Raw genomic sequence first — 25,157 nt, 5'->3', positions numbered from 1 at the left:
GTTGTATTCAATGCTCGATCTCAAATCCAAATCCGTCATCGATCTCTCGCACACGCTCGATCCGCGCACGGAAAAGCGCCACGTGCACGTCGAGTACGTGACGCTCGAGAACTACCCCAAGATCTTCCCCGGCTACGTGGTCACCGAGGCGGACAAGATCTACCCCATGCACACGGTGGAGTTCGCCAGCCATATCGGGACGCATCTGGAAACGCCCTATCACTGGAACAGACGTGGCCGCGATTGCGCGGACATCCCGGCCGAACGGCTGATCGGGGATGCTGTCGTGCTTGATTTACGCGACGTGGCGCCCGAAGACGAGATTACGGTCGAGCACGTCAAGGCCGCGGCCGAGAAGGTGGGCGGCATCAACAAGGGCGAGATGGTCTTCTGCCACACCGTGGACAAGACCAACCAGGAAAAGCGCGCCCCGTTCTTTTCCACCGAGGCGGTCAAATGGCTGGTCTCGCAGGGCATGAGCGTCTTTGCGGTCTGCGCGGAGATGGAAGACCTCGTGCGCTTCGGTCCCGATGGCGACTTCCCTAACCATGACGCCTTGTTTTCCCACGATTGTCTGCTGATCGAGTACGTGACCAATCTCGAGGCGCTCAAGGGCCCGCGGTTCACCGCCATCGCGCTCCCGATCAAGATCGTTGGCCTCGATTCCTGCCCGATCCGGCTGATCGCGGTCCAGTAGAATGAAAGAGGGTTCCATGCGCGCACGTTCGATCGTCGAGACCCCGGATGCCCCGGTCATGCCCATTCCTGCCTCCCAGGCGGTCGTCTTCGGGTCGACCCTTTATGCGGGGGGACAGGCCGGGTTCGACCCGGTAACCCGCATGCCGGTCTCCGACAGGTTCGACGATCAACTGCGCCAGGCCCTCACCAATTTGAGGGCGGTCGTCGAGGCAGGAGGCGGACGCCTCGAGAACGCGCTCAAGGTGACAGTCTATGTCACCCGCATCGAGGACTATTCCTCACTCAACGCCGTCTACGGGGAATTTTTTCCCGCCGAACCGCCGGCCCGCAAGGTCATCCAGTGCCAACTCCTGCCGGGGTTGCTTGCCGAAGTCGATGCTATCGTCGGGCTGCCGCCGGAATCGGGGCCCACCCAATGAACTCAGAGCAACAAGGAGGATGGTCATGACCGGATCTGGAAACGACGCTCTGATCGTCGACGCCGACTGCCACATATCATCGTCCCGTTTCGACGGGCTCGCGCTCACGGCCTCGGATCTGATTGGCCATATGGACCAGGCGGGCGTGGACAAGGCGCTGATCTGGCTCAAGCCGCCCTATGACAAGAACATCGACCCCGAGAACCGGGCCATCCACGATGCTGTAAAAGCACATCCAGGACGGTTCCTCGGCTTTGGCTGGGCCAACCCCCGGCTTGGTCTTGACCATGCCAAGGACATGGTCAAGCGCTGCTACGAGGAATACGGGCTGCTCGGAATAAAGTTCAACGGGGCGCAGGACGACTACGTTATCGACGACGAAGAGGTGGCGATGCCCGCCATCGAGTACGCCGCACGCTTTGGAAAACCGCTCGCCTTCCATATCGGAGGGGATTTTCCCGAAAATACCCACCCATACCGGCTTGGCCGGATCGCCCGGCGCTTCCCGGAAGTCAAGTTCATCCTCATCCACATTGGTGGCGCGTCTTTCCCGCCCCTGGACCGGTCCTCGATCGAGACGGCCAAGGCCAATCCCAACATTTCGGTGATTGGCAGCGCGGTCCACGAGCGCGCGATCATGGCCGCGATCGACGTCCTGGGGGCCGAGCGGGTCTGCTTTGGCAGCGACATGCCGTTCTTTCTCATGCACGCCCGCCTCGCCATGTACCGGGCCTTGCTGGAGGGCCGGCCGCAGGCCGAAATCAACGCCATACTGGGAGACAATATCCGACGGATTGCAGGCGACCTCCCCGCTGACGAGGCGAGCGCTGGCGCGTCGGCGGGGGCGAGATGACTGATCTCGTCTATGCAACGGCGCACGACGTCACCTCGCTCGAGCCGACCCAGGCCTCGGGATGGGCCGACCATACCGCGACCCTCGCGATCTTCGGCGCCCTGATGTTCAACTTCGACGGCAGCAACGGCAAGGTGGGCTACTGGCCATATCTCGCCAGTGAGGTGAGGGCGCGCGATCCGCTGAGCTGGGCGGTGCGCTTGCGGCCGGGCCTAACCTTCCACAACGGCGAGCCTCTCGATGCTCAAGCGCTGAAGTTCTCGATCGACCGCATCCAGAAGCCCGACTTCCCGTCGCGTCGATTTTTCCATTCCGCGCCGATCGAGCGCGTCGAGGTCGAGGACGAACTGACCTGCGTCATCCACACCAGCGAGCCAATCGCCATCCTGCCGGCCCGGCTGCTGCGGGCCGACGCATATCCGGTCGCGCCATCGGCTTACGGGCCTGACCCTGCGACCTCTGCCTTGACGCCCGTCGGGGCAGGGCCATTCCGGTTCGTCTCCTATGAAAAGGGCGACCGGCTCGTCCTCTCGGTCTTTGGCGGCTTTTCCGACCCGCGCGGGTTGGCGCGGCCCAATTTCGACCGTCTGGTTATGCGCGTGATCACCGATCCCAAAACGCTGGTGCACGAAATGGCGGCGGGACGGATCGATATCGCCCCACTCTCGGTCGACCAGGTCGAGGCCTTTTCCGCGATCGAGGGCGTGCGCGTCGTGTCGGCGCCCGATACCTCGCGCATGAGCTTCGAGATCAATCAGAAGGCCCATCCAGCGCTTGCCGACCGGAGGGTCCGGCAGGCCATCAATCTAGCTATCGATGTCGATGCGCTGTGCGAGCGGCTGACCGGTGGTGCCGGGCGACCGATCGCTACCCTCGTCAATCCGCCCAATGCCGATCCCGCGCTTACGCCCTATGGATACGATGTCAGGCGCGCACGAACGCTGCTTGCGGAAGCTGGCTATGGTGACGGCTTTGCCATCGAGATCGATTGGAGCACTTCGCCGGACCGCGGACAGATCGCCGAGGCGCTTGTGCCTTATCTCGAGGCCGTCGGGATCGCTGTCACAGCCGTCAACGACAAGGACTGGGCCGGCGCCTACCAGCCCCAGCAGGTCGAGGGCACCCTGGGCGGGTTGCATGCCCACGGGCATGCCGGCGTCGAGATGACTGCGGAAACCGACCTTTGGCCCATCCACCCGGGCCGGGAGGCAAACTCCACCAATTGGCAGGGGCGCGCGGCCGAGCGCTTCGTCGCGCTCTATACCGAGCTTCAAAAGGCCGTGGAGCCCGCCGAGCAGGAGCGCCTGGGCAACGCGCTTCAGGCGATTGTCCACGAGGAGGCGATCAGCGTCCCGCTCTGGCAATTGCCGCGTTATGTTGCTTTGGGCCCGCGCGTGGAAAGGTTCAATCCCTATCCGGGCGGCCACAATGAGGATTTCTGGGCCGTGAGGATGGTCGAGGGGTGAGGGGCCACATCAGGGCGTGGCCAAGAGCGGCGCGGCCCACTAGAGGAGGAACGGGCAATGGCGCAACGGCCCTTGCTGGAGGTCGAGGACCTCAAGGTGCACTTCGATACCGATGACGGCACGGTAAGAGCCGTTGACGGTGTCAGCTTCCACATCGACAAGGGCGAGACCCTGGGGGTCGTGGGCGAGTCCGGTTCGGGCAAATCTGTCACCAGCCTTGCTATCATGCGCCTTCTGTCCATGCCCCCGGCGCGGTTCGCAGGCGGCGCGATCCGGCTCGACGGGGAGGACCTGATCGCAAAGTCCGAGCCCGAGATGCGCAAAGTCCGCGGCAATGATGTCGCCATGATCTTCCAGGAACCGATGACCAGCCTCAATCCGGTGCACATGGTGGGCAATCAGATCGCCGAGGTCGTGATGCTCCATCGGCGCCAGTCGCGGGACGAGGCTTGGAGCCGGGCCATCGAAATGCTCGAACTGGTGGGCATTCCCGAGCCCGCGCGGCGCGCCCGGAACTATCCTCACGAGATGTCGGGCGGCATGCGCCAGCGGGTGATGATCGCCATGGCGCTGGCGTGCGACCCCAAGCTCCTGATTGCGGACGAGCCGACCACTGCGCTCGACGTGACGATCCAGGCCCAGATTCTCGATCTCATGCGCCGGCTCCAGAAGGAGATCGGCATGTCCATTCTGTTTATCACGCACGACCTGGGAGTGATCGCGGAGATCGCGGACCGCGTAGTGGTCATGTATGCGGGCAGGGCGGTCGAGGAAGCCGCCGTTGCCGATATCTTTGCCAGCCCGCGCATGCCCTACACGATGGGACTTCTCGACTCGATCCCGCGCCTGGGCGCCAGCGGGCTCGATCGCCAGCCTCTGCATGCCATTCCGGGTAACGTGCCCAATCCTTTGCGCCTGCCGCCGGGGTGCGCTTTCGACCCGCGCTGCCGGTACCGGGCCGAAATCTGCGCGGCGGGCGAGCCGCGCCTGGAGGATGCGGGCGGAGGACACATGGTGCGATGCGTGCGCTGGGTGCAGGTCCAGCAGGAAAGGAAGGCCGCCTCATGAGTGCAGCACAAATGACCGCTTCAGCGGACGGCCCGGCCCGCAATGCCCCGGTTCGCACCCTCCTCGAGGTCAAGAATCTCAGGAAGTACTTTCCCATCCGCGCCGGCGTACTCGGACGCACGGTCGCCAATGTCAAGGCGATTGAGGATGTGAGCTTCTCGATCGCCCGCGGAGAGGTAGTGGGACTGGTCGGGGAGTCGGGGTCGGGCAAGACCACGGTGGGCCGCACCATCCTGCGCCTGATCGAACCCACAAGTGGTGAGATCCGCTTTGACGGGGTGGACGTTGCGCGCCTGTCCAGCGAGCAGATGCGGGCCTACCGGCGCAAGATGCAGATCATCTTCCAGGACCCCTATGCCAGCCTGAACCCGCGGATGACGGTCGGCGCGATCATTGGGGAAGCGCTGTCTACCCACGGGCTCGCCAAGGGTCGCCAGCGCGAGGAGCGGGTCGCCGAACTGCTGGGGCAGGTGGGGCTGCCTGCGGCTCATATGCGGCGCTATCCGCACGAATTCTCAGGCGGCCAGCGCCAGCGCATCGGCATTGCACGGGCCCTGGCGGTTGACCCGCAGTTCATCGTGGCCGACGAGCCGGTTTCCGCGCTCGACGTCTCGATCCAGGCGCAGGTCGTCAACCTGATGAGCGACCTGCAGAGCCGGCTGTCGCTGACCATGTTGTTCATCGCGCACGATCTTGCCGTGGTGGAGTACATTTCCGACAGGGTCGTGGTCATGTATCTGGGCAGGGTGATGGAGGTCGCGCCCGCGCGCAAACTTTATTCGAACCCGGTCCATCCCTATACCGAAGCTCTTCTCGAAGCCGTGCCGGTACCCGATCCCACCCGCAAGCGCACCGGAACTCCCTTGCAAGGGGACATCCCCAGCCCGATCAACCCGCCCTCGGGGTGCGTATTCCGCACACGCTGCCCCATAGCGGTGGCGGAATGCAGCCAGCAGGTCCCTCCGCTCGAGGAGGTGTCGCCGGGACACTTCAAGGCCTGCATCCGGCGGTAAGAAACGCCTGCCGGACGTGTCACCTGCAGTCGGTCGTTGCGACACATCAAGGACTTGGAGCGCCAGTTCTGATCCCGTCCGAACCGGAAATACTCGCGCTCAGGCAGACCTGGGCTCTACCCAGTCGCCCAGTTCGCGCTCGGTCTCCTGGGCCTGCAGGCTCTGGGACCAGCCTTCGTAGCTGTTCTGGATGGCCGCGAGGAGCTTTTCCGCGTCGCGCGCCTTGAATGCTTCGAGAATGGCTCGATGATCGGTCGCAGCCACGTTCGGCCGGTCCTGCATCGATTTCTCGATCGATCCGCGGAACAATTCGAGGATCGTGTTGCCGATGCTGATCATATAGGGGTTGCGTGTTGCCGCGAGGATCACGCGGTGGAAGGCGAGGTCGTCATCGGCCGTCTGGCAACTGTTCCTGATGTTGCTTTCCAAGCGTTCTACAGCGGCCTCCAGGGCAGCAAGATCCTCCGGGCCAGCCTTTTCCATTGCACACAGGCTGTAGCTGGGCTCGACAAGCTTTCTGAACTCGATCAGTTCGGTCGGCGTGCCGTCTTTTAGGAGCAACTGGAAGATCAGGGGCGTGAGCATATCGGGGCCGGGCTCGGACCGAAGGACAGTCCCGTGCCCTTGCCGGATTTCAACGGCGCCGACGGCCTGCAACATTTTGAGCGCTTCGCGGATCGAGGTCTTGCCGACCCCAAGACTTGCCGTCATCTCGACTTCCGAGGGAAGGGTATCGCCCGGCGCGATCTCGCCGTTGATGATGGCCTGCTTGATGCGATCCAGCACGAAACTCACAACGGACTGGCGCTGCGGAGCTGCGGAAAGGGCCGGATACCTGGAGTCGATCTTGTTCATAGTGCTTTTCAATCGGTCGGTTGTGGCGAGCCTTCCATGCGCGCACCCTAGATCGGAGGCGATGCAGCCCACAGAGCCGCCCGGAATCATATAGCAGATATCTGCTCTGTTGAGGAATTGCAATCGGCCGGCATTGCAAGCCACCCTCCTTCACGGAGCAACCGGTCGCCAGGTCGATGCCGCTGCAATAAAGCTTTGGGGGACACTCTTGTATAGTGTTGAGTCGCAGTGATGGTGAATTGTCGGGCTGGCGCATGCTCCAAGGTGGCGGCCCCAGGCGACACCAGTTCGAAACCGAACGCCGGCTGCATTGACTGTATTGCGCAAGTGTTTTTTGATTGAGGCCCCGGCGCGAAACAGTCGACTTGAATTCGTCACCGGTCGTCGCCGCAATCCTTGATCTTCTCCGAAAGAGACCTTGCTGTGATCGCATGGATCGACTGTTCGGACAGCTAATTGTCCCCGTTCGGCCGCGCACTTTCCAATACTGGACTTGCAACCATTTGTCGCCAAAGCTGCGGGTATGCCTAGAACCCGCGCAACAAAATAAGAAACCGCTTTAAATTTTGAGCATTCTGTGCGCATATTAATTGCGTAACCAATCTGTATTGGGAGAGTGGCAATGACCATCTGGTTCGCCCGTCCAGTTCTGGTCGAGGCTTCTCTGGTCTCGGCCCAATACCAAGTGGAGGAGTTCGGCGTGTCCAGCGGGCCCGAAGCTTACCTCAGTGCGCGCGAGCGCAACGCCAATCTTGGATTACACAACCGGCAGATCCGCTATGTCGGCGTTTCCACAGGTTCGATTGAGGCATCGGAATTCGATATCGCCAGTTGTGCCGTCGGTCCCCGGTTTGGTACGCCCCATTGCGACGCGCTCTGTCGCCTCTTCGCCGCGTTCTGGGCCGAACGCCTTCATGAGGCGAAAGAGTGTTCTGTATTCATTGGCCGAGAGGGCTACTGCTACGCGGTAACACAAGAGGGGAGGGTGAAGTTGGCCCTCTGTGATGCAGACCGACACCTGCGTGCCCGCGTCGACAAGATGCTGACACCACTGCTGCAGTCCTTTTTTGATCAGCTCGTTTGCGAAGACGGCAGACCCGCAATACGGCGGCTGCCTCATTGACCGCGACATCAAACGGCAACGATCGTTGCCAAGGTCATTTGGGAGGCGCTGTCCCGGCGTCCCCAAGTTCGCCTCCGGTGGGAGCCTGACCAAAGCGCTGCTGGTTGAGATGCTTGCGTCCCCCTCTCAGGACCACAGTGCAGGAGCAAGGACGCCGAGGTTTTGGACGCCCTGTTCTGATGGAGCCAGGACAGGGGCTTGATATCGGTGCTCCGTCGCGCCTGCGCCGCTCGCGATTGGTAATACGGCGCCTCGCGCCAGGCCACTTCGGCGGCATAGGTGTGCCCTATAAGGACCAGCGATGTGCTGTTGAATTCAGCACGGCCAGATGCTCGCGCTTGACCACGAACGGAATCGTCCTGCCGTTCTTCCAGTTCAGCACCCGGGGCCCCTCGGAGCCTATGAGACAGCACGCAAGCCGTCCTACACTTGACGCTCAAGTGGTGGAGAGATCGAGCGACGAGTGGCCCATGGCGCTGTTGACGACAGCGGTGATCGCCATCAGCCAGTCGCGCAGTCAGAGCTTTCGATGTCGCGTTCGATCACGACCAACCACACCGATATCCCCGTCGAATCGATTGCCCGCATGGCCCCTGCGGTTTATTCGTGGCTCAGGGCGCCGAGCTCCGTTCGGATGGAGATGCCATCGCCAGAGCGGGTTAGGCTCAACGGCGCCGGGGCGAGCCAAGGGAGGACAGTATCATGGTCGCGATCACCTTGTTCGGAGCAAGCGGGCGGGTTGGCCGGGCGCTGGGCGCCGCCATTCTTGCCGCGGACGATCTGGAGCTGGCCGCGGTCTCAGGCAAGCGGCACGCCGGGCAGGATTATGGCACGCTGCTTGGCGATGCGCCCAGCGGGCTCACCATCGCGGGCGATGCCGGATCGGCCCTTGCGGCTCCCGGTTCGGTGGTGATCGATTACACCAAGCCCGGCGCAGTCAAGGCCAACGTCCTGGCCGCACTCGATGCAGGCCGCCATGTGGTCATCGGCACCTCGGGCCTGACCGCTGACGATTACGACGAGATCGACGGGTCCGCCAGGGCTGCTGGAAAGGGCGTGCTCGCGGCGGGCAATTTCTCGATCACCGCAACGCTTCTTCGGCGCTTCGCTCTGGAAGCGGCGCGCTATGTCGAGGATGTCGAGATCATCGACTATGGGCCCGGCACCAAGACCGACGTGCCCACCGGCACGGCGCGGGAGTTGGCCGAAATGCTCGGGCCGGTAGCCGGCCCCAGCTCGTCGGTGCCCGTCGAAGAGCTCACGGGCACCCCCGCAACGCGCGGTGCGGCCATGGGCTCGCCGCGCGCCGTGCAGGTCCATTCGGTGCGCGTGCCCTCCTACGCGCTCTCCTGTGAGGCGATCTTCGGGGCCGACAATGAGCGCCTGACCATCCGGCACGACGCCGGCGCCTCGACCGCCCCCTATGTTGCCGGAACGCTGCTGGCGGCCCGGAAGGTTCATCAATGGACCGGGCTCAGGCGCGGGCTGGACCACGTATTGTGACACCGGACGGGCAGGGCGAAGTCGCCGTCATCGGCGGGGGGATGGTCGGGCTTTCGGCAGCCCTTGCCCTTTTGCAGCGGGGCCGGCCCGTGACGCTGATCGACCCGGGCGATCCCATGGGGCAGGCGTCATATGGCAATGCAGGGGTTCTCAGCCGTGGGTCGATCTTTCCCATCGCCGGCCCGGGTCTCGTCGCCAAGCTGCCCGGATACGGCCTGGGCAAATGCGTCGCGGTGCGCGTCAATCGCCGGTCCCTGCACACGATGGTGCCCTGGGTGCGCCGCTTCCTCGCCGCTTGCAGCGAACCAGCATGGCGCGGCGCGGCAGAAGCGCTTGATCCTCTGGTGCGCACCGCAATCGATCATCACATGGCGCTGGCCGCCGAGCTGGGCATCACACAGCGTTACCGGCAGACCGGATTCCTGCGCCTTTACCGGCAGGCCGGCGGGCTCGCCGGGGCAGCGCGCGAGCGCGGGGTTCTGGAGCGTTTCGGCATCGAGGCACAACCGCTCGACGCCAGGGGCCTTGCCGACCTTGAGCCCGTGCTGGCCGAACGCTATGCCGAGGGGCTCCATTTCAACCAGTCCATGTCGGTGGACAATCCCGGCGCGATCGTCATGGCCATGCGCGACGCGTTCCGCGCCCGTGGGGGGCTGGATTTGCCAGGCCATGTCCGAGCCATATCCTCCCTGGGCGACGGCGTGGAACTGGTCGTCGATGGCCGCACGCTGCGCTTTGCCCAGGCCGTTGTCGCGGCGGGCGTGTCATCGTCAACGCTCACCCGGCCGTTGGGAGACCGGATTCCGCTCGTCGGCGAACGCGGCTATCACCGGCTTGTGCCCTGGAGCGGAAACGCAGCGCTTTCACGTCCGATTTATGACGTCGCGGGCGGGTTCGTGGCCTCGCCGATGGAGGGTGGTCTGCGTGTTCTCTCCGGCGTCGAGCTGGCGCTACCCGACGATCCGCCCGACCACACCCAGATCGATGCGGTTCTGGCCGACGCGGCCGGACGCCTTCCCATTGATGCGAATGGCGCCGGCCCGGTCTGGATGGGAAGCCGTCCGTCGACGCCAGACAGCCTGCCCGTGATCGGGTTTTCCAAAGCCAGCCGGGCGGTGGTCTATGCCTTCGGGCATGGCCATATCGGCTTTGCCAACGGCCCGGCGACGGGTCAGGCGGTGGCCGCGCTGTTGTCTGGCGATTTGCCCGATGTCCCGATCGAAGCCTTCTCACCCAGGCGTTTTTGAGAAGCGGTTCCGCCAGATCTTTGATGTCTCGCGTTTCCGAACCGGAAAAGTGTTCCGGCGTTTCCTGGAAACGCTTCAAGGCAGCAGCAGGCCGCCATCCACATGCAGCACCTGCCCGGTGACCTGACGGGCGCCGGGGCTGGCAAGGTAAGCCACGGCCTCGGCGATGTCGTCCGGCTCGGCGACCCGGCCCGTGGGCGTGATCCCCGCAGTCCGGTTCATGGCGTCCGGCGAGGTCGCGGTATGGGCGGCTGCATCCTTGCGGGTGAAGCCCGGTGCCACGCAGTTGACGGTGACCCCGTCCGGACCGAGCTGGACCGCAAGGCTCTTGGCCAGCGCTTCGAGCGCCGCCTTGGCCGCCGAGGAGGCGGGAAACAGCATGTCGCCGGTCCCGAACCCATGGGCCACGAACGAACTGATCGCGATGACGCGACCATTGCCGCCGGCTCGCAGGTCGGGCAGGGCCGCGTCCACCAGCCGGAAGAAGGCCAGCGGGATGATCTCGAGCGCGAACCGCAGCTCTGCCTCGGTGAGATCGCCGAAGCGCGATTTGTGCGCCACTCCTGCATTGCTCACGATGACGTCGATCGTCCCGAACGCGTCCCGGGCCGCCTCGATGATCGAACCGGCCACCTCGGGCGAGGCGAGATCACCGAGCGCAAGTGCAACCTCGGCCCCCCGGCTGCGGCAGTCCCTGGCCACGGCGTCGAGGCCCTCACGGTTGCCGCGCGTGTGCAGCACCAGCGCGGTGTCCGGGCCGGCAAGCCGGCGCGCCGTGGCCGCGCCGATGCCACTGGCGGCTCCCGTTATGACGATGACGGTTCGCAAGGCAGGCACGGCTGGAAAAACCTCCGCAATCAGAAAACGAATTCGCGCACGATCAGCAGCACGGCGCTCAGGGCCGAGACGCTCAGCACCACAATACGGACCTTGCCCTTGTCCACGAGCAGGCGACCCCAGTTCGAAAAGACAAAGCCGATCATGGCGAACGGCAGCAGCAGCAGGCCAAGCCCGATGCCGGTCCATGTCACCTGGCCGCCTATGGCCAGTGCAATCAGCGAGATGATGGCCCCGAACACGAAGAACGCGCTCAGCGTGGCGCGCATCACCGGTCCCTTGGCGTTCTGGTAGACCATGGCCATGGGCGGGGCGCCGATCGAGGTGAGCGTGCCCATGAACCCCGATACCCCGCCGGCTATGAACAGGTTTCGGGGATTGGCATCCACCTTGAGCCCCAGAAGGTTCAACGCCACGGCGATCAGCACCAGAACTGCAAAAAGGGTGGAATAGGCGGCCTGGTCGACCAGCCCCAGGCAGAGCACCGCCAGTATCGAGGCGGCCACCCGGCCCGAAAGGGATGCGGTGAGGCCCTTGCGGTCGATCTCGCTGCGCTCCCGGATCGCGCCGACAATGCATACGAAAAGCGCCAGCAGCAGCATGGGCACCGGCACGAAGGCCGGATCGATCAGCGCCAGCACCGGGGCGGCCACCATGTTGAACCCGAACCCCGTGGAACCCTGCACGGCACCAGCGGCGATGACGGCAAGGATGGCCAGAACGATAACGGGCCAGTCGATGGTGGAGATAAATGCCACGGAGATAACTCGAGAACGGTGATTCCGACCGCCATCATCGCGATCCCGGCGCGCCGTGGGAAGGTTTTATCTGTTCCCATATGGCTCCGGTGGCGAGAAATCGCGTGGGGCGGGCGCGCCGGACACTCGCGCGCGACCTTTCCCAGCGATCTGGGCATCGGTCATGCTGTTCTTCACGTTGACAATTGCCTGGTCTCTCCCAAGAGTAGCCGCGAGGGTGGCGCACCGTTGCGATGAGGCGCCGGACACTTGGTCACAAAGGGGTAGTTTGAACATGAACAGGCAATTTGGTCTCTTGCTGGCGAGCACGGCGCTTGCCGTCTCGCTCGGCGCTCTCGCTCCGGCGGTCTATGCGCAGTCGATCACCGTTGCGATCGGCTCGGAGCCGTCCACGCTCGACCCGCAGCTGCGCGACGACGGCGGCGAACGCCAGGTCAACGACAACATCTATGAAACGCTCATGGCCCGCACGCCCGATGCCCAGCTCGTCCCGGGTTTGGCCGCGTCCGAACCCGTCCAGATCGACGAGACGACCTGGGAGTTCAAACTGCGCGAGGACGTCAGCTTCCACAATGGCGAGCCGTTCAACGCCGATTCCGTGGTGGCCAGCCTCGAGCGTGTCATCGACCCGGAGAACAATTCCGAGCAGATGGCCTATTTCGGCACCATCGCCGGCGCAGAGAAGATCGACGACTACACCGTCCACATCCTCACCAACGGGCCCGACCCGATCCTTCCTTCGCGCATGTACTGGATGAAGATGATCCCGCCGGTTTACGCCCAGGAAGGCGACCTGGCGAGCGCGCCGGTCGGCACGGGTCCCTACGAGTTCGTCTCCTGGTCGCGTGGCGACACCATCACGCTCCAGGCCAATGAAGACTATTGGGACGGTGCGCCCGAGATCGACGAGGTGACCTATCGCTTCGTGGGTGAACCCGGCACGCGCCTTTCGGGCCTGATGGCGGGCGAGTTCGACATCATCACCAATCTGCTGCCCGAGTTCACGTCCACGGTGCCCAAATTCGCCGCCGTGGAAGGGCTCGAGACATCGGTGTTCGTAGTTGGCGCCGACAATGAGTTGACCTCAGATCCGCTGGTGCGCGAGGCCCTCAACCTGGCCATCGACCGCCAGGCCATGGTCGACAGCCTCTTTAGCGGCTACGCCACCGTCGCCCAGGGCCATCACGTCAACCCGCGCGCCTTCGGGTTCAACGATTCGCTCGAGAGCTACCCCTATGATCCCGAGCGGGCCCGCGAGCTGATCGAAGAGGCTGGTGCCAATGGCCAGACCCTTCAGGTCATCGGTGAATCGGGCCGCTGGCTCAAGGATCGCGAGCAGATCGAGGCGGTGGCCGGCTATTGGGCCGAAACGGGCCTTTCGGTGGACGTCCAGATCCAGGAATTCTCCCAGTACCTCGACAGCCTGATGGGTGACGGGCCGCGTCCCGACACCATCTTCATCGCCAACTCCAACGAGTTGCTCGATGCCGATCGCGAAGCCTCGTTCATCTACCACATGGACGGCGCTGCGGCCTCGAACTCCGACGAGGAGATGGCGGCGATGATCGACGAGGCCCGGATCACGACCGACGAGGGCGAGCGCCAGGCGCTCTACGACGAGATTTTCCAGCACGCCCATGATCTCCACTACACCGTGCCGCTGTTCAACCTGCAGGACATCTACGGCATGTCCGAGCGCATGGAATGGCAGCCGCGCACCGACGCCAAGCTGCTGATCAAGGAAATGTCGGTCGCCGAGTAACATCCGGCCGGTCCCCGACAGGCAAAGCCGTCTGCCCCAAACGGCAGGCGGCTTTCGCGTTTGAGGGCCCGCGCGAACCTTCCCTCCGCGCGTTGACAATCGCCCTGCCGGCCCCAGGACCCGGCTGACCGTCCTTGCCAGCAGGAAGGCCGACAGGAGAAACACGGGCGATCCGGCACGTGCAAGAAAAGCGCGCAATTTCCGGGACAGGGTTATATTTTGTGCTAAACGCGCACGAACTCTTTGACGCAGGGCCTCAGATGGTCTTTGCCTGTGGGTCACGGGCGTTGTGTCAGTATCGTCCGAGGCAAGGCGCATGGCTGCGGATCGCGGGCGGGGGGCACCGCTGGTGGGCCTTCAGCCGCGTGAGCACAGGACCGGACGGCGCATTGGTGTCTCTGGCCGAAAAGGGGTAATATGGGGTCATTCATCGTTTGCCGGTTGTGGCACGGCCTGCTTGTCGTCCTTGGCGTCAGCTTTACCGTCTTTGCGGTCACGCGCCTGTTCGGCGACCCCGTCAGCCTCATGCTGCCCCTCTCGGCCAGCGCCGAACAGCGCATGGCCTTCGCCCAGGAGATCGGGCTCGACCAGCCGCTTTTCGTTCAGTTCATCCGCTTCCTCGGTGATCTGGCCACCTTCGACTTTGGCGAAAGTCTCTGGCAGCGCCGCCCGGCGATCGAAGTGGTGTTCGAGCGGCTGCCCTTGACGCTGATGCTGATCGGCACGGGGTTGGGCTTTGCCATCCTCTTGTCGATCCCGCTTGGGATGATCGCGGCGCTTCGGCCCGGAGGGTTCCTCGACCGGTTCATCGTTAGCGCGGGATTGCTGGGGCTCTCGATGCCCCAGTTCTGGGTGGGCCTCCTGCTGATCGTGGTGTTTTCGGTCCAGCTCAAGCTGCTGCCCACTTCGGGCATGGGCACGCCGCTGCACCTCGTGCTGCCGGCCCTCACGCTTGCGCTCACGCCCCTGGCGCGGTTGACCATGCTGGTGCGCTCATCGATGATCGACGAGCTCAACCAGCACTATGTGCGCACGGTCAGGGCCAAGGGCCTGCCCTTCACCCGCATCCTGCGCGTTCATACCCTGCGCAATATCCTGATTTCCTATATGACCCTCGCCGGCTGGGAGCTGATCACGACGCTGGCCGGATACACGGTGGTTGTCGAAACGGTCTTTGCCTGGCCCGGGCTCGGGCTCACTGCGGTTCAGGCGATCCAGAGGGGCGATCTGTTCCTGATGCAGGCCATCGTGTTCGTCATCGCGCTGCTCATCGTCCTCATCAACATCGTGCTCGATATCGTCTTCAAGATGATCGACCCAAGGATCAACCTCAACTGATGGCCGACCGTCTTTCCTCAAAGCCGCAGACCCCGAAGAGACTGGCCATCCTGGGCGGCCTCGTCTCCGAGCTCTGGCATGACAAGGCCGGGTTCATCGGTTTCCTCGTCATCGCCCTGATCACGGCCATGGCGCTGCTTGCGCCCTGGATCGCGCCCTACGATCCGGCGGCCCAGAATGTGATGGCCCGGCTCCAGCCGCCCGTCTGGCTCGCCAATGGCGACTGGAACCATATCCTGGGCACCGACAATCTGGGCCGCGACGTGCTCTCCCGCGTCATCTGGGGCGCGCGCTCCACGCTGCTGATCGGGGCATCGGTGGTTCTGATCGCCGGCACCATCGGGGTGATCGTGGGGCTCGTCGCCGGCTATGCGGGCGGGCGCGTGGATGGCGTCCTGATGCGCATCGTCGATATCCAGGTCTCGTTCCCCGGCATCCTCATGATCCTTCTGATCGTCTCGGTTCTTGGGCCCAGCACGCTGACCATGATCATCGTGCTCTCGATCACCAACTGGATGATCTATGCCCGTCAGGTGCGCTCCATCGTCATGTCCGTGCGCCAGGTGCCCTATGTGGAAGCGGCCTCGGTCATGGGGTGCCGGCCGCGCCGCATCATATTCCGGCACATTCTGCCCAATCTGGTCACCCCGCTGCTCACGTTGGGTATTCTCGAATTCACCAACATCGTTCTGGCCGAAGCCGCGGTCTCGTTCCTCGGGCTGGGTGTCCAGCCGCCGGCCACGAGTTGGGGCCTCGATGTGGCCTCGGGACGCGATTACATTTTCATTGCATGGTGGCTCATCACCTTTCCCGGGCTCGGCATTGTCCTGACGGTGCTCTCGATCAACCTTTTCGCCAACTGGGTCCGGGTCACAACAGACCCTCAGGAGCGTGAAAAGCGGTTCGCATATTCGAGGGCCGCGCGGCGCATGGTGCGGCCCGCCGAGGACAGGGCGGTGGTGCGATGAGCGCGCAGACGGCACCTTTGCTCGAGGTCGATGGCTTGAGGGTGGATTTCGCCTCCCGGGCCGGACTCGTGCAGGCCATCAACGAGGTCTCGCTTGTCGTGCACAAGGGCGAAACGCTCGGGCTGGTGGGGGAGTCGGGGTCCGGCAAGAGCGTCTCGGCCCAGGCGGTGATGGGGCTGATCTCCCCGCCGGGCGCCATCACCGGGGGCGACGTGCGCTGGTGCGGCACTTCGCTGCTCGGGCGCAAGGGCGAGCGCTATGCCCGCAGCGTCCGCGGCAAGAACATCGCCATGATTTTCCAGGACCCCATGACCTCGCTCAATCCGCTCATGACCGTCGGCGACCAGATCGGCGAAGCCATGCGCTATCATCTGGGCTTCACTCACGTCCAGGCGCGCCGGCGGGCCGAGGAGCTGCTGGGCGCCGTGGGCCTTTCCGCCCCCGCGCGCCGGCTCGACCAGTACCCCCACGAGCTTTCGGGCGGCATGCGCCAGCGCGTCATGATAGCCATGGCCATTTCCTGCGAGCCCGAACTGCTGATCGCCGACGAGCCCACCACGGCGCTCGATGTCACGATTCAGGCGCAGATCCTTGAATTGCTGGCCAGACTGCAGAAAGAACTGGGCCTCGCCATCATCCTGATCACCCATGATCTGGGCGTGGTGGCCGGGATCTGCAACCGGGTTGCGGTGATGTATGCGGGCCGGATCGTCGAGACCGGAGACGTCGACACCATCTTTGAGGATCCCGGGCATCCCTATACGCAGGGGCTGCTGCGTTCGACCCCTAGTCTCGAAGGGACCGAGGACACGCTGATGTCCATCGATGGCATTCCCCCCCGGCTCATCGATCCGCAGCCGGGCTGCCCCTTCCTGCCGCGCTGTCCCATTGGTGTGGACGCGTGCCGGCAGGCGCCGCCGGCCGAGGCGTGGAAGGGAAGCGCCGTGCGCTGCTGGAAGGCAGGGGCCGACGCATGGTCCATGGGCGCAACCCGCGCGCAGGAGGCCGGGCTGTGAGCGAGCACGAGACCTCTCCAACGGTGCTGCCGACCCTGCGTGTGCGCAGCCTGGGGGTTAATTATCTGACCCGGTCCAAGGGATTCTGGTCCCGCCCGCGCCCGATCTCGGCCCTCGAGGGCGTCTCGTTCGACGTACGTCCCGGTGAAACGCTGGGCCTTGTAGGCGAATCCGGATCGGGCAAGACCACCGCCGGGCGTGCCATCCTGCGCCGGATCGATTCGGCCACCGGCCAGATCATCTTCAAGGGCACCGATATCACCACCCTCAAGGGCGAAAAGCTGCGCCGGCTGCGCGCGGGCATGCAACTCGTCCTGCAGGACCCCTATGCCAGCCTCAACCCGCGCATGCGCATTCTCGATGCGGTCGCCGAACCATTGATCGTGCATGGCGTGGTCAAATCGGCAGAGGCGGCGCGCGATCAGGTGGTCGAACTGCTCGATCTCGTGGGCCTGCCGGCCGATGCGGCGAGCCGGTATCCCCATGCCTTTTCGGGCGGCCAGCGCCAGCGCATCGGCATCGCGCGTGCGCTTGCGCTCAAGCCCGATCTCGTGGTCGCCGACGAGCCGGTCTCCGCGCTCGACGTCTCGGTGCGTGCCCAGGTGGTCAATCTGATGCAGAGCCTGCAGCGCCAGCTCAAGCTCAGCTACATCTTCATCGCCCACGATCTCTCCATCGTGCGCCACATCTCCCATCGGGTGGCCATTCTCTATGCCGGAAGGCTGGTCGAGATTGCCGACCGGGACGACATCTACGAGCGCCCAAGGCACCCCTATACCGAAGCGCTCCTGTCGGCGGTGCCGGTCGCCAACCCGGCCCTCCAGCGCGCCCGCGAGCGCATTGCCTGCGAGGGCGAGGTGCCCGATATCGCCAACCCTCAGCCCGGCTGCCGCTTCGCCTCCCGCTGCCCCCTCGCCACCCAGATGTGCCGCGAAAAATCACCGCCACTCGTGGAAGTGGCCCCCGGCCATTCCGTCGCCTGCTGGCACCGCAGTTAGAACATGCGAACTCCCTGGTTTGGTGGAATTAGATGGGGAACTCCAAGTCGTTGTTCTCTCGTGCTGGTGGCCCAAAAAGAGTACTTGTATTTTCCTCTTGGCCACCTGACCAGACCATTGTGCGCCTCAATGCCTTGCCGAAACGCTCGCGCAAGAAACCGAGCCAGTGCGCTTTCGTGACCCCTGGTTCTAAAACCTCCGGTCCTGTGGTCTGCAGGTGCGTGGGAACTGGCCCTGGCTACTGACATGCCCCCGCTCAACTGCGAGCCCCCCCCCCCGGGTTGGCGAGCGGTTCAAAGCAGGAACGCCGTGATTTGAGCCTTGCGCTTGCAATCGGGCAGGGCATCGGTACCAAAATGGAACCGCCTTGATGGTGACCGCTCGAGCAGATCGTCATAGCAGTTTGCCAAAGGCCGCTCGGGCTCAGCCGTGACGTCCACCCGGCGAGTGAAGTGACAGGTGGATTGCCCGGACTTGCGCGTTCACCAAGCTGCGGGTGTGTGCCAGTGTGCGCAGAATGTGGAGTCAGACAGAAGGAGCCAACGATGCCGGGAACCGCTTCCCCCGCGGCACCTGACCCCCAGCCTGTCTAGGACGCTCGAGGACGAAATGGTGCGCGCGTGTTCTGAGGTGGCCGCGCGGCGCGGTCTCGTGGCTGAGGGGCTGGGTGTGCAAGCGATGGACCTGCGCTGGAACTTCGAATTTGGCGCACGTGTTTCCATTGCCCTGCCCGATGGCTCGACGATGGACCCCGACCGCATGATGTTTGAAGCGCTTGCTGAAGAGTTTGGCCTCTCGCCAGACGATTTCGGTCGAGAGTTTTCGACGGGCCGGGACAGGTTTCGTGTCGCGGGCATCGATCCGCGCCGGCCCAAATACCCGATCTCGGCCAACCGGATCCCCGACGGGAAGGGATACAAATTCACCGCAGAGAATGTTGCGTTCTTGTTGCAGGCGGCAATCAAGGATGTGACGCCCAAAGGTGACAAGACCTGATCGGTCGGGTGCCGGGGCTTGGTGCTACCGGCAACATATGCAATTGTCTGGCAACGACACGCGGTCCTCGAGTGCCGATGTGCCTTCGAGCGTGTCTTGGCCCTCGCCCGGGGCGGCGGCGCCTTGCCAGAACTCCTCCTGACTGCTTATCGACGCACCGCTGCCGCCCCGGGTCGGTGGTCCCTGTCAGTGCTCATCGGGTGGATCGAAGTCGAAATCCTCCACGACACCGGGGACATCGTCATATCCATCCTCGGCATCGACATCCCAGCCGTCTGTCTCCTCACGCTCAAAGGCATCAAGATCGGGATCGTCGTCGATCTCAAGGGCGGGGTCCTCGACGTCGTCCCAGCGAGGATCGCCGTCCCAGGCCCAGGGCTCCGCGAAGGGCTGGTTTGCTGGTGTTCCAGATCCGTTTTCATGCCCACGAGGCGCACAAAGGGCCGCGAGGTCTGCGTCGAGCTCGTCGAGCGCATCGTTTCGGCCGGCCAGCAGCCTGCCGCGCGCATTGGAAACCATCGCGCCCAAGGCAACGAGGTCGGCATGGTCCGTGGCCGGGACGAGGTCGGGGTTCGCCCCAAGCCGTGCCACCAGCTGGGCCGTGATGGTCTCGGCGCGTTCAAGGAAGCGATCCTGGGCCTGGCGCATGAGCGCGACATCGCGCCGGAATCGCTTGCGGCGTGGTCCGATCCGGTCATGGCCTGCGGGGCGTGAAACCGCGGCGTGGAAATCGTGCTGCCAGGCGCGCATGCCATTGCGGTAAGCCCGCTCGCCGGCAAGCCGATCCGCGCCCTCCTCAAGCGCGGCCGCACGCGCTGCGTGGCCGGGATGAAGCCGATGATCGATGCGATGGCGCGGACAGACCGGCGGGATGACAAAGCCATGCAAATGCGGCTGACCCTCGTCGAGATGTTCAACGATCGTGGCAAGATGGTCGCCAAACTGTACAATGAGCCAGGCAATCACGCTTTCGCGCCATTGCTGGTAGTGGGCGAGAGGCTCACCTTCGGCAAGCTTGCGCCAGGGCCGGGGGTAGCTCGCGACAATCGCATAGAGCATGGTCGCATCCTCGCGCATACGTGCCCCGCGCCGGTCGCGAACGGTTTTTGCATATTCGGTCATCTGACTTTTGAGGCTGTCGAGCGGTGCCCCGTATCGATGCACCGGTGGTCTTGGCTTGCGCACATGGGGGGCGGCCCCGGGTGCCCGGGCAGCTTCATCAATGATATCGTAGATGTTTTCATGGGGCTTGCGCCGCGCGCCGGACCGCTTGCCATAACAGTTCAGTCGCAGAAATTGACTCGGCATTCTCGCACCTTTTTCTCCTGCAATTGTCGACGCCGATCATTCTAGTCTTTACCGACTAGATGTCCGGTCACTTGAAGTCACTTGAAGTCACCCGAAGTCACGGACAGTCACACCGAGTCACTTTGTTTCACGCCCTGGTCACACAGAGTCACTGACCGTCACTCGGAGTCACATTCATGGGGCCCAGGCAGAAAAGACGTCCGCCCGGCTCACGCCTCCACCCTCGACCCTGTTTCTCGCGCACCTGGGCAACAAAAAACCCGCGCCGGTGGCGCGGGTGAGGGTAGGGCGAGCTCAAGCTCATTTACGCGTTCTGTGTCGCAGGTTTTGCAAGGCCCTTTCGAGCTTGAGCCGGATCAACTCGGTAACCGCGAGATTGGTGAGGCCCGGGACAAGGTCCGGGGCAAACCGATTTGCGCGGTTGATCCGGCCGCGCCCGCCGATGACCTTGTTTGCCGCCGAGCGGACGGCCCGATGTTCGATCGTCCTGAGGATCGGATCAAGGGTCCTGTCATGACGCCCCTGATCGATCAGTTCCATCAACAGCCGCGCGCAGTGCTGGCTTGCCAGCGGACTGCGGCCCAGGACAAGGTCTTCTACCGCGTCCGGGGCGAGGTAGCGGACGATACCAAGGACCTGTCGCTCCTGTTCGGTCCTGTCGGCGAGCGCTGCGATCGTTGCAAGGGCCGCAGCGCTCTGCTGGCTGTGACTGGGCCCGCTCGCTACAGCCCGAGGATAAAACCCAGGCGGCGCATCTGCTCGTCGGTTTCGCTCAAAATGGTCCCGGCAGCCCGGCGCATCATCTGAACGAGGGTCGGATCCATGCCCATCTTTTTTGCCATCTCCGCGGTCTCAAGCGGGTTGCGTGAATCCCCGAGGCGGAAGAGCATGAGGCCCGACCGACGGATGCCATCGATGATTGTCATCGGCACCTGGGGCATCAGGAACGCGCCGTCCTCTGCAACCTTGAGGAGCTTGCGCAGATCGTGGCCTGCGGGGAGCGTGTGAATGTCTCCATCACGCTGACTGACAGCGGGCACAACCCGGTGCGGCGCCGGCAGAAGGTCACGCCAGACCTCGTACGTCTCGAGCGCGTCGCGCGCGATATCCTCACGCGCGGACGTCGGAACGACAATCAGGGCATGACGTTCCATCGCAACCAGCCGCAGCGCGACGTCAAGCTGATCCATCACGAAAGTGAGCCGATTGATCGATGCGGCTGACGTATCATAGATCAGGCAATCATTGGGACCTGCCTCAAGGAGCGCCCGGTCGAGGACGGAGTGGACACGCACGTCCGCGATGGGGTCATGAACGACCACGTCGGTAGGGGGGAAAAGGATATGCTGCACGCTGGCGTAGGGATCGTAAAAGCGCTGGCTGTCGTTTTCGAAGATCTTGAGGTCAAGGCCCGAGCGGTGGCCCGCGTCGACAAGGATCTGGCTCATGAACGACTTGGCTGAGCCGCCGAGACGATGGCTCGGAATGGTGAGGAGTGGTGACTGCGGGGCAGCCACGATTTCGGGGATATCAAGCATTGGCGAATTGTCCTTTCGGCCGGTTGGTTGGTTTTGTGTCACCACGCACAAAGCCTGAGCGTGATCGGCATGCCGGTCCAACGGGCCAATTGCGGATTTGGAGAAAACTTCGCTTTTTCCTGACCGGGACCGGCACCTTCCCCAAGAAAAGGAAAAGGCTAACCCCCGGAGATGAGGCGGCGGCGGCCCGGGCGTCGGTAGCAAGCCGCCAGCGCAGCCATGTCGCTGTGTTCGGGTGCCGTCCTCTCGGGCACCGCCCGCTTGGGGGGCGATGGCAAACCGGAGGAAGCCGGGTCATGAGCCAAAGGGCTCTCGGGCACGCCCGGTGCGGCCTGCTCAAGGCGTAGATCGGTCCGGTCCTCGACCCCATCGCTCTGATGGGGCGCGTGTGGGTCATCGGGCGCCCAGACCGAGCGTGTGGGGCTCGATGGAGAGCCCGGAGCGGTCCCTGTTGACCTCTGGTCGAGCGCGGCCCTTCGAACCCTCGTGCCCCCATCCAGACCCCGCGCGACAACAGGATCACCCAGTGCCTTGCGATACCTGTGGAAATAGGTTTTGACGCGCTCGGTGGTCTGGGAGAGATCGCGGTCCCCGCCGCGCGCCGCGTGGATGACCTCGGAGATGTAATAGAACGCATTGTCGTCGCCCTGCAGCGCACGAATGTCGCGATAAAGCCGGCGCACATGGCCGGCGAGCGGTCGCAGGCCCTGCGCATTGCGTGCTGTCTCCTGGGCGCGTGCAACGAACTCGTCGTGGGTCACGGTTTGTCTCCGCCAGATCTATTGCCAGAGCCAGCATCGCCTCGCGGTGCGCCCGCGCAAAAGCGGGCCAATTGCGGATTTGCCTGATTGTCGGAAAAACAAGGGCAGGGGTTTGCTAACCCTCCGCGTGCCAGAACAGATGCCCCTGGCCCCGGACGATGAGAGGACCGGCATGGTGAACCTTGAGGATTTTACAGTCATTGCCACGGTGCGTGCAGAGGGGGCCGGGGCCGCAAGCGTTGATGCCCGGGAGATGGCTTTCCTGCCACGCGGGCCCTTGAGCCTTGAAACCTTCCAGCCATTTGCCGCCCAGCTGACCGAACGCCAGCTGTTTGAGATCTTTGCCGGTGTGAGCGAGCTGCGGCGTGCGTTTTCAAGCGAGTTGATAGCCCCGATGATCGTGCGGCGGGTTGATGAGGCCACTTGCGCGCGCACCGATTTCGGCAGTGAAGCGACCAGAGCGCGTCTGGCGGCAGGCGGGGCGGTCACCTCCTTTGCCGCCCAGCTTGATTTCCGCGGCAGGCAGGCGCCCGGGCGCCCCGACGCAGCGCCCATCGACACCGCGTTCAAAACTGCCTTTGCCCAGGCGGTGGCCCGGTTCGATCGGCTCGGTGCGGTCATTGAGCCTTGCGACATCGAGACCTTCAAAGCCGAGCGCCGGGCGTTGGGCAGCCGGCTCGAGGATCATGGCGCGCTCTTTAATCTCAATGCCGACCACGCGCGCGAGGACCGGTTCCCGGTCCGTGGCTGGTGCCAGACCCATGGCCCCCGGCTGCTGGCCGAGGCTTACGGGCTCGAGGAACGTGCCCTTGAGGCCGCGCTTGATCGCGCCTTTATCGCCCGGATCAGGGCCAGGGGGTTTGCCGAGGTGCTTGCCGGGGAACTGGGACTGATCGACACGCTTTGCCTCTGGCATGAGGCGCACAAAGTGCGCAAGAAAGCCGAGATCGGTGTGCGCGACAGCGCCCGAAGAGTGATCAAGAAGCTCACAAAGGACCGGCAGGCGCCCATCTGGCTCCCAGAGCCACCGCGCCTCTATAGTTCGGTGCGCCAGAGACTGGTGGCCGAGAAGGCGCTGGCCGAACTGGGCCCGGAACGGATGATCGCGGCGGCGAGCCTTTTCGATCTCGCCCCGGCGTTCGGGGTGTTTTTGACCCGGATCTATCTTTTGCCCCTGCTCGAGAGTGCAGCTCTTGCCGGCTCCATGGCGTTGCGCGGGCGGCCCGGGACGATTGCGTCCCTGGTCGTTGCCGGGGGGCTTGTGGGCCTTGGGGAACGGGCGCGCACCAACGCCGAGCAGGACCCGGTTTTCCAAAGTGAGGTCGAGGGACTGCAGACAGGAATCGAGGCGCTCTTTGCGCGCGCGAGCCTGTCGGTGGCACAATTGGCCGGCCATGGCCGCGCGGTCCTTGAAACGGGCGTGCCCGTCACGATCCCGGCGCGAGAGGGGGCGCCGAGGTTTTTTCTCAACGATTGAGCCCGGGGGGGCAGGCCTTGAGGTCCGGGGTCCTGGCCGTGGGGGAGGACGCCGGCCCTGTGCGGGGGGGCTTTGGGGTCGGCCGGTCGGGCCGCGACAAGGGGCCGGCAGAACGCCGGCCCTTCTGGCCAGGCAATCGCCGGGTATTGGTTGCCATCGATGGGCAGGGGAGCCCGGTTCAATGTTCGATAACGGCCCTTGAAGAACATTGATGGCAGGTGGGAAATGGTCAATCACCGATCGTCGTGAGGCAGCTTCGCGCCCCCAATGGGGCCGATCAGGTATCCGACAACAACACCTGAAAGTCGCCATAGGCACGTGCGGTGATCGGCGGCAAATAGGATAAGCTGCTGCGGTCACCCGCTAGCGGGGAACCCGATCTCGGCGAGCAGTTCGGTATAGCCGGGTTTGTTGCGGATCGGCCAGAAGGCGGGATCGACCTTGATACCGATCAGGCGTTCCTCACGGCGATTGAGACTGATGCGAAGCCAGCGCAGGGCTTCATCACCGTCCCCGGTCAGCGCATAATGGCGGACAAGGTCCCATGCCAACGCTTCGCCGCGCTCATAGTACTCCTGCTCCACTGAAAACATGGCCATAGCCATCGCCTCGGGTCCCGCCTCGGTAAGTGCTCTCACACCGGCCTCGGCTGCGGCGCGGTAGCGCGGCACGGCGATCAGGTCGCCCAGCCGGCCATAATCGGTTAGATAACCTTCATAGTCATCTTGCGAGAGATAAATGAGCGAGCGGGTATAGTAGGCCCAGGCAAACCCCGGGTCCTGCGCGATCATGTCCGCGAGAAGGTCCCACGCCGGCTCGGTATCGCCGCTATAGAACAGCGCCTGTGCCCTGATATTGAGGACTGCGCTGTTGTGAGGGTCGAGTTGTTGCGCTCGATTGGCAATGGGCAGTGCCTCCTGCGGTCTGCCGGCCAGCAGGAGCGCACTGGCGTACCACATGTGATTGTTGGCCGAGTTCGGGTTGAGACGGATGGCCTCGGCAAACCGAGCCAGTCCGGCGTCCACCCGCCAGTGCCAGTGGAATTCGACAAAAGCGAGCGCGCCTTGTGCGAGATCGAGCGTCGGATCGAGTTCGACGGCCCGCCGCGCCGCCGTTTCCGCCTTCGGATAGGCCTCCCAGCCCGACATGCCGCT

Annotated in this window: 23 protein-coding genes; 16 read left to right on the top strand and 7 right to left on the bottom strand. The window is 64.0% G+C overall.

What is annotated here, in order from left to right; translation table 11 throughout:
* The first annotated feature begins 10 nt into the window (after positions 1 to 10).
* The 6 genes from EO136_RS07905 to EO136_RS07880 are packed head-to-tail and all read left to right on the top strand — an operon-like array spanning position 11 to position 5,518.
* Positions 11 to 697: a cyclase family protein gene (locus EO136_RS07905; RefSeq protein WP_127143908.1), complete on the top strand. Its 687-nt coding sequence runs from the start codon at positions 11 to 13 to the stop codon at positions 695 to 697.
* A 16-nt stretch (positions 698 to 713) separates the two neighbouring features.
* Positions 714 to 1,118, top strand: coding sequence for a Rid family hydrolase (locus tag EO136_RS07900; RefSeq protein ID WP_164730492.1), 405 nt, complete (start codon positions 714 to 716; stop codon positions 1,116 to 1,118).
* Between the two features lie 25 nt (positions 1,119 to 1,143).
* A complete protein-coding gene (locus EO136_RS07895; RefSeq protein ID WP_164730491.1) occupies positions 1,144 to 1,971 on the top strand; it encodes an amidohydrolase family protein in 828 nt (275 codons plus the stop codon).
* Positions 1,968 to 3,437, top strand: coding sequence for an ABC transporter substrate-binding protein (locus EO136_RS07890; protein ID WP_127143905.1), 1,470 nt, complete (start codon positions 1,968 to 1,970; stop codon positions 3,435 to 3,437). The genes EO136_RS07895 and EO136_RS07890 overlap by 4 nt, the downstream gene beginning before the upstream one ends.
* Positions 3,438 to 3,494: 57 nt before the next feature.
* Complete coding sequence (locus EO136_RS07885; protein ID WP_127143904.1) at positions 3,495 to 4,505, top strand: ABC transporter ATP-binding protein; 1,011 nt, start codon at positions 3,495 to 3,497, stop codon at positions 4,503 to 4,505.
* An 11-nt stretch (positions 4,506 to 4,516) separates the two neighbouring features.
* A complete protein-coding gene (locus EO136_RS07880; RefSeq protein ID WP_206513292.1) occupies positions 4,517 to 5,518 on the top strand; it encodes an ABC transporter ATP-binding protein in 1,002 nt (333 codons plus the stop codon).
* 99 nt (positions 5,519 to 5,617) lie between these two features.
* Here the strand turns inward: EO136_RS07880 and EO136_RS07875 are convergent, their stop codons facing one another.
* Positions 5,618 to 6,463, bottom strand: coding sequence for a FadR/GntR family transcriptional regulator (locus EO136_RS07875; protein ID WP_206513291.1), 846 nt, complete (start codon positions 6,461 to 6,463; stop codon positions 5,618 to 5,620).
* 532 nt (positions 6,464 to 6,995) lie between these two features.
* Between EO136_RS07875 and EO136_RS07870 the strand changes: the two genes are divergently transcribed.
* The 3 genes from EO136_RS07870 (at position 6,996) to EO136_RS07860 (ending at position 10,246) form a co-directional block, all read left to right on the top strand.
* Positions 6,996 to 7,496 (top strand): hypothetical protein, encoded by a 501-nt coding sequence (locus tag EO136_RS07870; RefSeq protein ID WP_127143902.1) that lies wholly within the window; start codon positions 6,996 to 6,998, stop codon positions 7,494 to 7,496.
* A 702-nt stretch (positions 7,497 to 8,198) separates the two neighbouring features.
* On the top strand, positions 8,199 to 8,999 hold the full coding sequence (gene dapB, locus EO136_RS07865) for a 4-hydroxy-tetrahydrodipicolinate reductase (RefSeq protein WP_342773405.1): 801 nt from the start codon (positions 8,199 to 8,201) through the stop codon (positions 8,997 to 8,999).
* Entirely contained in the window at positions 8,960 to 10,246 is a 1,287-nt protein-coding gene (locus EO136_RS07860) for an NAD(P)/FAD-dependent oxidoreductase (RefSeq protein WP_127143900.1), read from the top strand. Before dapB ends, EO136_RS07860 begins: the two co-directional genes overlap by 40 nt.
* A 75-nt stretch (positions 10,247 to 10,321) precedes the next feature.
* On the opposite strand, the gene EO136_RS07855 is transcribed toward EO136_RS07860, so the two are convergent.
* Positions 10,322 to 11,074 (bottom strand): SDR family NAD(P)-dependent oxidoreductase, encoded by a 753-nt coding sequence (locus EO136_RS07855; RefSeq protein ID WP_127143942.1) that lies wholly within the window; start codon positions 11,072 to 11,074, stop codon positions 10,322 to 10,324.
* 29 nt (positions 11,075 to 11,103) lie between these two features.
* Positions 11,104 to 11,841, bottom strand: coding sequence for a sulfite exporter TauE/SafE family protein (locus tag EO136_RS07850; protein ID WP_246018298.1), 738 nt, complete (start codon positions 11,839 to 11,841; stop codon positions 11,104 to 11,106).
* Positions 11,842 to 12,115: 274 nt separating this feature from the next.
* Between EO136_RS07850 and EO136_RS07845 the strand changes: the two genes are divergently transcribed.
* From EO136_RS07845 to EO136_RS07820, 6 genes are all read left to right on the top strand, one after another.
* On the top strand, positions 12,116 to 13,603 hold the full coding sequence (locus tag EO136_RS07845; protein ID WP_127143899.1) for an ABC transporter substrate-binding protein: 1,488 nt from the start codon (positions 12,116 to 12,118) through the stop codon (positions 13,601 to 13,603).
* Between the two features lie 417 nt (positions 13,604 to 14,020).
* Positions 14,021 to 14,941 carry an ABC transporter permease gene (locus EO136_RS07840; protein ID WP_127143898.1) on the top strand — a complete coding sequence of 307 codons (921 nt, stop codon included), beginning with the start codon at positions 14,021 to 14,023 and terminating at the stop codon, positions 14,939 to 14,941.
* Entirely contained in the window at positions 14,941 to 15,909 is a 969-nt protein-coding gene (locus tag EO136_RS07835) for an ABC transporter permease (RefSeq protein WP_127143897.1), read from the top strand. The genes EO136_RS07840 and EO136_RS07835 overlap by 1 nt, the downstream gene beginning before the upstream one ends.
* The gene (locus EO136_RS07830; protein WP_127143896.1) at positions 15,906 to 16,925 is read left to right on the top strand and encodes an ABC transporter ATP-binding protein; all 1,020 of its coding nucleotides are present in this window, start codon (positions 15,906 to 15,908) and stop codon (positions 16,923 to 16,925) included. The genes EO136_RS07835 and EO136_RS07830 overlap by 4 nt, the downstream gene beginning before the upstream one ends.
* Complete coding sequence (locus tag EO136_RS07825) at positions 16,922 to 17,923, top strand: ABC transporter ATP-binding protein (protein ID WP_246018297.1); 1,002 nt, start codon at positions 16,922 to 16,924, stop codon at positions 17,921 to 17,923. The genes EO136_RS07830 and EO136_RS07825 overlap by 4 nt, the downstream gene beginning before the upstream one ends.
* Before the next feature lie 651 nt (positions 17,924 to 18,574).
* The gene (locus EO136_RS07820) at positions 18,575 to 18,919 is read left to right on the top strand and encodes a hypothetical protein (RefSeq protein ID WP_246018296.1); all 345 of its coding nucleotides are present in this window, start codon (positions 18,575 to 18,577) and stop codon (positions 18,917 to 18,919) included.
* 186 nt (positions 18,920 to 19,105) lie between these two features.
* Here the strand turns inward: EO136_RS07820 and EO136_RS07815 are convergent, their stop codons facing one another.
* The 3 genes from EO136_RS07815 to EO136_RS07805 form a co-directional block, all read right to left on the bottom strand.
* On the bottom strand, positions 19,106 to 20,227 hold the full coding sequence (locus EO136_RS07815; RefSeq protein ID WP_127143894.1) for a plasmid recombination protein: 1,122 nt from the start codon (positions 20,225 to 20,227) through the stop codon (positions 19,106 to 19,108).
* Positions 20,228 to 20,949: 722 nt separating this feature from the next.
* Positions 20,950 to 21,765: a hypothetical protein gene (locus tag EO136_RS07810; RefSeq protein WP_127143893.1), complete on the bottom strand. Its 816-nt coding sequence runs from the start codon at positions 21,763 to 21,765 to the stop codon at positions 20,950 to 20,952.
* A 158-nt stretch (positions 21,766 to 21,923) separates the two neighbouring features.
* Positions 21,924 to 22,526, bottom strand: coding sequence for a hypothetical protein (locus EO136_RS07805; protein WP_127143892.1), 603 nt, complete (start codon positions 22,524 to 22,526; stop codon positions 21,924 to 21,926).
* Between the two features lie 172 nt (positions 22,527 to 22,698).
* Between EO136_RS07805 and EO136_RS07800 the strand changes: the two genes are divergently transcribed.
* A complete protein-coding gene (locus EO136_RS07800; protein ID WP_127143891.1) occupies positions 22,699 to 24,003 on the top strand; it encodes a hypothetical protein in 1,305 nt (434 codons plus the stop codon).
* Between the two features lie 356 nt (positions 24,004 to 24,359).
* On the opposite strand, the gene EO136_RS07795 is transcribed toward EO136_RS07800, so the two are convergent.
* Positions 24,360 to 25,151: a tetratricopeptide repeat protein gene (locus tag EO136_RS07795; RefSeq protein WP_164730490.1), complete on the bottom strand. Its 792-nt coding sequence runs from the start codon at positions 25,149 to 25,151 to the stop codon at positions 24,360 to 24,362.
* Between the last annotated feature and the right edge of the window lie 6 nt (positions 25,152 to 25,157).

It is taken from the genome of Pelagibacterium montanilacus, assembly GCF_003992665.1.
GTDB classification, from domain to species: Bacteria; Pseudomonadota; Alphaproteobacteria; order Rhizobiales; family Devosiaceae; genus Pelagibacterium; species Pelagibacterium montanilacus.
Note: the sequence above shows the minus strand (reverse complement) of the source record. Positions and strands in the feature narration are given on the sequence as shown.